The sequence below is a fragment of the Photorhabdus caribbeanensis genome, from assembly GCF_018448885.1.
GTDB classification, from domain to species: domain Bacteria; phylum Pseudomonadota; class Gammaproteobacteria; order Enterobacterales; family Enterobacteriaceae; genus Photorhabdus; species Photorhabdus caribbeanensis.
Genome location: NZ_RCWB01000046.1, coordinates 22,246 through 31,276 on the forward strand (window position 1 = coordinate 22,246; position 9,031 = coordinate 31,276).

At 36.2% G+C, this 9,031-nt stretch carries 8 protein-coding genes; 1 reads left to right on the forward strand and 7 read right to left on the reverse strand.

Annotated elements, in window-relative coordinates; all coding sequences use genetic code 11:
• Nucleotides 1–21: 21 nt before the first annotated feature.
• The 5 genes from EAE90_RS20890 to EAE90_RS20910 all read right to left on the reverse strand — a co-directional run bounded on the left by EAE90_RS20890 (nucleotide 22) and on the right by EAE90_RS20910 (nucleotide 5,452).
• Complete coding sequence (locus tag EAE90_RS20890; RefSeq protein ID WP_214055124.1) at nucleotides 22–1,068, reverse strand: acyl-CoA dehydrogenase; 1,047 nt, start codon at nucleotides 1,066–1,068, stop codon at nucleotides 22–24.
• Nucleotides 1,069–1,117: 49 nt separating this feature from the next.
• Nucleotides 1,118–2,014 (reverse strand): hypothetical protein, encoded by an 897-nt coding sequence (locus EAE90_RS20895; RefSeq protein WP_214055125.1) that lies wholly within the window; start codon nucleotides 2,012–2,014, stop codon nucleotides 1,118–1,120.
• Between the two features lie 47 nt (nucleotides 2,015–2,061).
• Nucleotides 2,062–2,445 (reverse strand): membrane protein, encoded by a 384-nt coding sequence (locus EAE90_RS20900; protein ID WP_036811505.1) that lies wholly within the window; start codon nucleotides 2,443–2,445, stop codon nucleotides 2,062–2,064.
• Entirely contained in the window at nucleotides 2,438–3,274 is an 837-nt protein-coding gene (locus tag EAE90_RS20905; protein ID WP_214055126.1) for an alpha/beta fold hydrolase, read from the reverse strand. Before EAE90_RS20905 ends, EAE90_RS20900 begins: the two co-directional genes overlap by 8 nt.
• Nucleotides 3,275–3,952: 678 nt before the next feature.
• On the reverse strand, nucleotides 3,953–5,452 hold the full coding sequence (locus tag EAE90_RS20910; protein WP_214055127.1) for a M28 family metallopeptidase: 1,500 nt from the start codon (nucleotides 5,450–5,452) through the stop codon (nucleotides 3,953–3,955).
• Nucleotides 5,453–6,202: 750 nt separating this feature from the next.
• Here EAE90_RS20910 and iclR point away from each other — a divergent pair.
• The gene (iclR, locus tag EAE90_RS20915) at nucleotides 6,203–7,033 is read left to right on the forward strand and encodes a glyoxylate bypass operon transcriptional repressor IclR (RefSeq protein ID WP_214055128.1); all 831 of its coding nucleotides are present in this window, start codon (nucleotides 6,203–6,205) and stop codon (nucleotides 7,031–7,033) included.
• A 255-nt stretch (nucleotides 7,034–7,288) separates the two neighbouring features.
• On the opposite strand, the gene EAE90_RS20920 is transcribed toward iclR, so the two are convergent.
• Together EAE90_RS20920 and EAE90_RS20925 are read right to left on the reverse strand one after the other, a co-directional pair.
• Nucleotides 7,289–7,855 carry a hypothetical protein gene (locus tag EAE90_RS20920; protein ID WP_214055129.1) on the reverse strand — a complete coding sequence of 189 codons (567 nt, stop codon included), beginning with the start codon at nucleotides 7,853–7,855 and terminating at the stop codon, nucleotides 7,289–7,291.
• A 631-nt stretch (nucleotides 7,856–8,486) separates the two neighbouring features.
• Nucleotides 8,487–8,876, reverse strand: coding sequence for a hypothetical protein (locus EAE90_RS20925; RefSeq protein WP_246551024.1), 390 nt, complete (start codon nucleotides 8,874–8,876; stop codon nucleotides 8,487–8,489).
• Nucleotides 8,877–9,031: the final 155 nt, after the last annotated feature.

Below are 9,031 nucleotides of genomic sequence, written 5' to 3' on the forward strand. Positions count from 1 at the left end.
ATAGGTGATTCTAAAAAGTAATTAATCTTGTTGCATGATCTGGTTAATCATTTGGAATTCTCCTATCGGATGAAATTTAAATAACTGTACTGCCAAATAGAAATTCATAATTTCTGGTGTTGTCATTACTTTAACCCCACCACAACATCGGAATATGAAGCTGGCAGTTTCTTCAAGGATCTTTTCCAAGGTATAACGTAACGCAAGAATCTTATGGACGGCATTTTCATCCTGGCTAGCATAAAAGGCAATAATCAACATCTGGTCGAGAATGACATTAGTTTTATAATTAGCTTGAGTCAGGCTATATTTTATGGGCTGCTGTTCTACTATTTTCTCAGGAATAAAACGAGTAAGCCCATCAAGAATTCCAGAATAAGTATTTGCAGCAAAATAATTAAATAGTGATAAGCCGTAGGAAAGCAACAGCTGTTGTTCAATTCCCTTATAATGAGAAAGTCGTTTAGGTGATACTTCGGCATCCAAAAATTTGATTTCTTGATTATCACTTTCAGTTAAAATTCCCAATTTCCAAAAAGGAATAACCTTAAGATTCTGCGCCGATTTAGAAATCAGCACGACTCTCATCTCATTGTCATTATCGGTATCGCAGACTGATAACACATAATAGTCGGCAATCGAAGATAGAGAACAAGGCTTCTTCGAACCATTAACAAACAGCGTTCCCTCTTTTGAATTCATTTTAAGTGTTGGTGTAAAAATATTCGTTCCGGGTAGTCCCTCTGCAAAAGCAGAAGCAACCAACGCTTTTGACGCCATGACTTCATTCAATAATACGTTGCTGTCTTCGAATATGTCATTAAATTTACTGCAAGCCAGTACAATATGATTATGCATTGTTAAGGCAATCCCAACAGCGGGAAGCCACGCAGAAGCTTCACGGATAGTATTACCCACTTGATGAAGCCCATCGATACTGGATTGAGCCATCAAACGTAAGCATTGTGAGGCAGCCTCAGAACCCAATAACAATCTTTTTAATCTATCTGGTGTCAAATGTTGGTATTTCCCGCTATTCTTCCTGAGTTCTTCAACAATATTTGTCATTTTTAATTCTCCTTTAGCCTACTTAAATAACCTGCAATAAGGCCAATATCTACGCTAAGCCCATATACTTAAGGCGTGACTGCTGCATCTGTTCAACTAAGGAATGAGATAGCTCAAGGCGAGACTCCACCGTAGAATCGGACAACAACATCCCAGGCGATAATTCATAACCTTCAATCAAACGCAAATGGTTCTGCATACCCCGTTGATAGAACATTTCACGCTCTACAAACAAGTCATCAACAGATACCTGGCTCCATAACGCCAATCCTTCTTCTATACACTCAAGAGCCGATGGCTTTAGAGAACTATCATTTTCGAGCGCCATCTTGACGATATTTGCACACACCGTCAGATGTCTTAATTCATCAGCATTAGCTCTGGCCTGTGTCTCAGCCGCCGCAATATCAAAAGGTCGCCACTTGATCTCACTGAGCTCCGAAGTTGGCGCCAGCACGCCTTCTAGAACGACAGTAATGATTAGCACGCCTGCAATATAATCATTTTTCAATATCACCCATTTGTCGAAATAGGTTCTCAATGTCTCCAACATATTGGTCATTTTTCCTCGTAAGAGGCTTTCCATCTTCCCGGCCACATTATCGATATCCGCAAAGCCTATTCTGACCAGATGTTCTCTGAATAATTTAGCATGTCTACCTTCATCAAATATCTGAGTCAGCATATAATCGAAGTTGATATTGTCAGGCGCCTTATCTGCGAGTAACAATAATGCTTTCGTTGCTTCATATTCCGAAATTGATTTAAAAGAAAGCTCTCTGATCAGAGACTCCCGTAAATCGCCCGGCAAATAGGTTAATTTAGGATCATTGGCATAATCGGTTCTTTTTCTTTGTTCAACACTTATCTGCTCAGTGAACCATTCATCCAAACCCCAATCTTTTGCCTGCATCTCTATTTCCGATGCCTGTTTAATTAAACTCATAATATAAATGCCTCTCTAAGTAAATTATCTCTCTACAATGATCTATTTCAATGAACTGTGGGTTGCTTAAATATATTAATAGACAACTTAGGGAAATTTCCCAGTACGCCACGATCCAGGCAGATATGGACAAATAGTGCAATAACGCTGTAATTGTCCTTAAAGAACCAGATCCAAAGCAAACTAACCAAACTGAGCGTGAATACATTGTGGCAAATATTATAAATGGTATAAAAAGCTGAAGGAGGAGTTTCCTTTTTATTCAGCAAACTCCAGATCCGTCCTGGGTAATAACCAATAATATCAATCAGAAAAAACAACAAAATAAATTGCCACCAATTTATATAACTTTCAAGCTGCCAGGTCAGAAATAAACTGATAAAAAACAATCCTAGAAATTCCCAACGCAGAATTTTCAATGTATTAATCATCTCTATTCTCCATTATTTCTCTTTTCATGATTGCAATAACATCTCCTGGTTGTTTAATCCAGGCGCTGTGAGGATTACCTTTTAAAGATAAAGTTATTTCCCTAACTTCTGCGTTAGGTATAAGACTCGCTAATACTTGAGTGGACTTCAACGGAGCCCAATCATCTCCTTTCAAACAGATATAAACAGCCTTGGATAAATTTTTATTCTCCTTACCCTGATAAGCACGGACATGATGATAATTTCCCGTACAAGCAGTTCTGGCCCAATCCCGCATTAATCCCTTAGCTTCTCTTATGCCAAAACCAATCTTTTTCCCAGGGAGATAACCATATAACGCAGTCAGAACATTAAAAATAATCGCTGCCGTTATTATCTGTACCCTCCCCATTCCTTGCCAGTTTTTATACCACACGTTCCCGGTTGCCACACAAAACAGAGAAAATGGCCTGTCAGTTGAGCAGGCAAAGAGTGTCGCAATATGCCCGCCAAGACTGTGACCAAAGACAATAGGAATTTCATTGCTATTTAATTCAACAGCCTTGTCTAACATTGTCGGCAGATAATCCCGCAACAGATCGGAATAGTTATAGTCATTTTCTCGACTTGGTTTAGGTTGACTGTCTCCATAGCCTGGCATATCAGCAGTAACAACCTGAAAGCCCTCGTTTACCAGTTGTTGTATTAGAGTTTCATATTTCCTGATTTCCACACCAATAGCAGGTAACAATATAACAACTCTGCCATGACTATTTCCCTGATAAACTTTATAATTACAGAGAAAATTACCAGCCACTTTAAAATAATTACCGTTAATATTATTTTTCATATCTATATGCTCTCAACAACTACATCACGCTCCAGTGACTAGTATTAGCGATAAAGTCGCCAAAAAAATTTATGTTTTAATATGCGATAGATGTCAAATAGTTGTCCATCTCGCCAAGCTATTAGTGATTTTCTAATTTTTTATTAACCAATATAAATTCCCCCTTATACTTTCTTAGTAACAGGCTATAGATAAATCAAGGAGCATATATTATTTTATAAATTATTTTCTGGAAAAATTATTTTACACATTAGAAAAATTTAGTTTCAAATGTAAATCATACCATTTAAATATTAATAAATAAGTGATAAATCAATAATAAAATATCAATTTTAAATGTATTAAATTTACATAAAACAATATTGACAGAAAGCTATAACCATATAAAACAACAAACAGTTAATAGCAAGAAGAGATAATCTTAGTTTAAAGAATACATAATAAAAATGAAATTTATTCATGAATCAATTCAAAAATACATTCAAAAATTATTTCCCAACATTACTTTCACAAATTCGCTTACATTATTTTTATATATATTTTACATGGCGATATTATTAATACCCATGAATTATATCATTGCCACTATTTAATTGATAAAATTAACCAGTCATTCTATTCTTTTATTCTATGACTGGTTCTATATTAGTTTTAATTATAACGACTAATTGTATAGAATTAAGCTATTCGTTTCCAAAAACTGACTATAGCAGATCCTAAAATAAGTATTGGCAGAAGAGAGATAATACTACCCACTATAGGAGCATGTAATCCGATAGAAACAAGGTATATAATTGGAACATAAAGAATAGATGTAATGTAGGTACAGATAATTAATAAGATCAATGCAACGCTAAATTTATTGAACTCTCGCAACATCAGGTCTGTTAATAAAAACAACAAAACAGGTAATGTGATAAGATAAGATGCAGTAGGTACAATTAATGCTACGATAAGGCTAAATAATCCAGCAAGTATCCTTAAAATGCTCTGGATATTTGATACCGTTCGTGGTGAAGATGAAAGCCATATATTTCTTATTGCTAATGAGATAGAGAATAAAAATGTTAAAATACCTGTAACGAAAGCGGTAAATACAGACATGATAATAAGCCCAATATAGGGAACAGGAAAGTAAACTGCATCTACACTTTCTTTAGACAGGTTAATCTCATCTTTTACCGCGAAATGCGCCCCCAAATCCCGAATCGTTCGCTGATATCGCCACAAAGTTCCAAGATTAAGATTTTCAACAGTATCACTCATACGGTGGTAATGCTCATAACCCAAGACCGTAGCAAAATTCATCCCAGTAAACCCTCGATCCAGAAAGACGCTAAAATCTGTGTTATTCTGCAACATTTGGTACACAAGAGGGCTAAATGAAAAAGCTACTGGCTTATCAGCACTCCGATTCCATTCTGAAACAAGAGCAAGGTTCTTTGTTGATGTCTCAAATAAGAGAGGCACGCCATTATTTCCTCGGGCATCAAAATTAAAAACAACATCTATTGGTTGAGTAGCGATCTCATTAATATTCTTAACAAAGTGATACGCACCGAGTAATCCTAACTCTTCAGCATCAGAGAATAAGAATATGACGTTGTTTTTTATATCCGTTCTTTCAGCAAGATCCCGCATTAACTGGAGTACCGAAGCGACGACCATACCATTATCACTGGCTCCTGGCGCAGTCCTAACACTGTCATAATGCGAAACGAATAATAAAGTTCCTTTTGGCGAAGGAACTTCCAACTTTGCGATAAGATTCGTTCCAGTTAATTCCGATTGCTCCTCCACTCGTTTTGCAAAGTTGCCGGTATTTATCCTGGTAAACTCTTTATCAAAAGCTCGACGTTGTTGACTATTAAAACCTGAATATATTCTCTTCTGCCGAGAGGGCAAATCATCGGCCGAGTAATGAAATGTCTGTTCAGTGACGCTATATCCTATATTATTCATTTCTTTAATCAGGTAATCCCGAACTAACGCTTGCCGTGTTGAAGCCGCAGGATGAGGTTCCGCGGCAATAATACCAAGTGTTCTCATCACATTCTTGAACCCGCTTTCTTTGAAATATTCAACAGGAACTTTATCAGGAAGTACCAAACCGATACCCTGAATAATCGCAACAATTAAAGCTGCTAAAAAACAGATAATCAAAAAAATTCGTTTCATTCAACTCCCCCATTCCGATAATAATAACAAAATATTATCCTTGATATAATTAATAATGCTTTCTCATATTTTCACAATTGAAATAAAAATATAAAGATTTAATTCAGCCTAATTTAGAACAATATAAAACATTATTTGTAACAATAATATACGCTCTTTTATAATTATATAATCAAAAAATGGTTAGATAAAAACCATATTTCCTATAAATTACCCAAGGTATTATTTACACATTTTTTATGTTGAAAAACCATTAATACAATTAGCTAATTCCTAAAATATCTATTATTCCATTCTATGAAGATTACCCGGATAACAGGAATCCCAGTTTACATACAGAAAATATTCACAAAATTTTAGCAATTTATATCGTGCTAAACCAATAATGTCAGCTCTTTATATCTATAGAGATGAAACCATCTTAATATTAATAATATTGTATATTTATAGTGAATTAACTATCATAAATTCACGAAGCGATAAGAAATGCAACTCTGAAAAAGCAGCAATCAACAAGTAACTAAAGTATGCGATTACTGACCATTCGTCACTCTTGTACATCCGGCTCATATTTGCTAAAAGTCCCAAGCCAGCGTTGCCTATCATCGCGACTCCAGGCAACATCTTGAGATTTCTTTAAATCTCAATGATAGGTAGCATTTTCCACACATCGGATGAGTGTTTTTCAGGTTTATCGTCCATAATGAGAAATGAAAATGAATTCCATCTTATTATTCAGAGGGTATTTCGATGAGCACTGCCGTTACCAGTAAAAAAACAAAAAAGACTAAGATTACGGCGAATAATGCTGTTGCTAACGGGCAAGTACAGTCATTAAGTCGCGGCCTGACTCTTTTGGAATATATTTCCGAGTCACCCGGCGGTATCGCCCTGACTGATTTAGCCCAACAAGCCGGATTACCAAATTCCACCACGCACCGCCTTCTCACCACCTTGCAACAGCACGGTTTCGTCCGTCAGATTGGCGATTTAGGGTTGTGGGTTATCGGTTCACACACTTTTATTGTCGGCAGCAGCTTCTTACAGAGCCGAAATTTGTTGGCACTCATTCACCCGATCCTTCGCCGCTTGATGGAAGATTCCGGTGAAACGGTTAATTTAGCTATTCTTGATCACAGTGAATATGAAGCGGTTATTGTCGATCAGGTACAGTGTAATGCATTGATGAGAATGTCCGCCCCTATCGGAGGTAAGTTGCCCATGCATGCTTCCGGGGCTGGTAAAGCATTCCTTTCAACATTATCAGATAATCAACTGGTTCAGTTACTGCATAAGAAAGGGCTTCATTCTTACACACAATATACCAAGACAACCCCTTCGAGCTTAAAAGAAAATCTGGAGCAAGTACGTAAACAAGGGTATTCATTCGATGATGAAGAACATGCTTTAGGTCTGCGCTGTATTGCTGCCTGTATTTATGATGAGCATCACCAAGCCTTTGCGGCTATTTCCATTTCCGGCCCAGTCTCACGGATCACTGATGATCGTATCACCGAACTCGGTGCTTTGGTGATCCGTGCAGCAAAAGAGATCAGTAAAGAATATGGCGGGATTCGTTAATTCTTTTTCTTAAATTATCATATTCTTCTCAGGGCATTGATTTTTTCGTGCCCTCTCTTTTCAGACCAATAAATTTAACTTAATTTATCATCCCTCTGAAAATATTATCGGCAATATAATAGAATAATAACGAAATTATTTAACTGGTTTGGAAATAATATCAATTAAAAATCAGATAAAGAGTCCGAAAATAATTATACTTCCGGACTCTTACATAATAGCAGGATAAATTAATAGAACATTAACTAATTAGAATCATGCTTTTGATAAACTCCAAGTACCTGTTCCGTTACCTCGATTAGAAAGACGTGAAGTATATACATTATATAATGCGCCAACAGCAGTAGCATTAAAACAAGTATCGAGAAACCCTCCGCGTACATTACTATAACCATTCAGAAAACGGATAACATCACCTTCACGAACCTTACCATCATTTCCAATAGTTGCATCTGAAAAAATGTACCATGTCAGAGTCTCAATCTGACGTGCTGCTTTATCTGCCGTATAAACATTGTAGAGTTCAGGTGATGGCGCATAATCATTAGTGCCGAGATATCCCCCATTATTCTGGTAAAGATTGAAAAGAAACACAATTTCACCACTATAAATCTCTTGCCCTACACTTTTTCCGCTCGCAGACAAAATTTGCCATGTACCCGTACCGGTACCCGGAGCGCGGTTCGGCGAAGTAGCCGTGTATACGTTATATTTTGCGCCTTGCGCGGTTGCATAACCATTAGTGTCCAGATAACCACCATTTCCATTATTAAAATTGTTTTTAATATGAATTTTATCGCCGTATAAAATTACACTAGCCATGATTATATCCTTAAATACTTTCACGAAGTTATATGTGTGTTATATGAGAACTTTCATGTACTTAATTAAGAGTTAAAAATATCAATTATTTTTAAAATCACTATCCACGTCTAAAAAACCTTGATTTCCAAGCTATATAAAATTATAGAACCTCCACAAATACGTGGATCTATTTTAGTTTTTTAAGCAATCATTAAATACCTATTTTCAACTCACATTCCAATTATGCTTTCTTAATAAGAAATATATTTCATATTGAATCACAGGCTTATTCTTATTAGGAATATTCATATCAAGCACAAGAAAAACAAATCGGAATGAATTTATATTTAATTTAGAAAAATAATTTAGTGAGGATAATAATATCAACGATTGGTGAAAACGGCGGTTGCCAACAGCAATCGCCAACTCCCAATAAAATCAGGCTGAAACTTTGGCAATAGAGCCAGTTTCTATCTCAGTGCGTTGACTGAACCGCTGCTTACAAAATATTTTCGGAAATATAATAAAATCATTTAATTAATTTATAAATAATATCAGTAAAAAATAAGACAAAGAATCCGAAAATAATTATACTTCCGGATTCTTACATAATAAAAGGATGAATTAATAGAACATTAATTAATTACAATCATACTTTTAATAAAGTCCAAGTACCTGTTCCATTACCTCGGTTAGAAAGAAGTGAAGTATATACTCCATATAGTTCTCCAGGAATATTAACATTAAAACAAGTATCGAGGAATCCACCATGTACGTTATTGTAACCATTAAGAAAACGGATTACATCGCCTTGACGAATCTTACCATCATATCCACTTGTTGTGTCGGAAAAAATATACCACGTCAGGGTATCAATCGGACGTGCTGCTTGATCCGCCGTGTAAACATTATAGAGTTCAGGTGACGGCGCATACCCATTAGTGCCGAGATATCCCCCATTATTCTGGTAAAGGTTTACAATAAACACCGCATCACCACTGTAAATCTGTGTTCCTATGCCCTTTCCGCTCGCAGACAAAATTTGCCATGTACCCGTACCTGAACCCCAGGGCGGGATTCCACTTTGTATTTAATTTAATCAAAGATAAGTTGACTACGGAATTCCCCTGACCAAATGGCTCTTCGACGTTTAGCCGCCTGACTGTCTTTTATACTGGTATTCTGTTTAATCAC

Excerpts from the sequence above, each read along its gene's own strand:
- EAE90_RS20905 (WP_214055126.1), bottom strand. The coding sequence starts at position 3,274 with ATGAAAAATAATATTAACGGTAATTATTTTAAAGTGGCTGGTAATTTT.
- iclR (WP_214055128.1), top strand. The coding sequence starts at position 6,203 with ATGAGCACTGCCGTTACCAGTAAAAAAACAAAAAAGACTAAGATTACG.
- EAE90_RS20910 (WP_214055127.1), bottom strand. The coding sequence starts at position 5,452 with ATGAAACGAATTTTTTTGATTATCTGTTTTTTAGCAGCTTTAATTGTT.
- EAE90_RS20895 (WP_214055125.1), bottom strand. The coding sequence starts at position 2,014 with ATGAGTTTAATTAAACAGGCATCGGAAATAGAGATGCAGGCAAAAGAT.
- EAE90_RS20890 (WP_214055124.1), bottom strand. The coding sequence starts at position 1,068 with ATGACAAATATTGTTGAAGAACTCAGGAAGAATAGCGGGAAATACCAA.
- EAE90_RS20900 (WP_036811505.1), bottom strand. The coding sequence starts at position 2,445 with ATGATTAATACATTGAAAATTCTGCGTTGGGAATTTCTAGGATTGTTT.
- EAE90_RS20920 (WP_214055129.1), bottom strand. The coding sequence starts at position 7,855 with ATGGCTAGTGTAATTTTATACGGCGATAAAATTCATATTAAAAACAAT.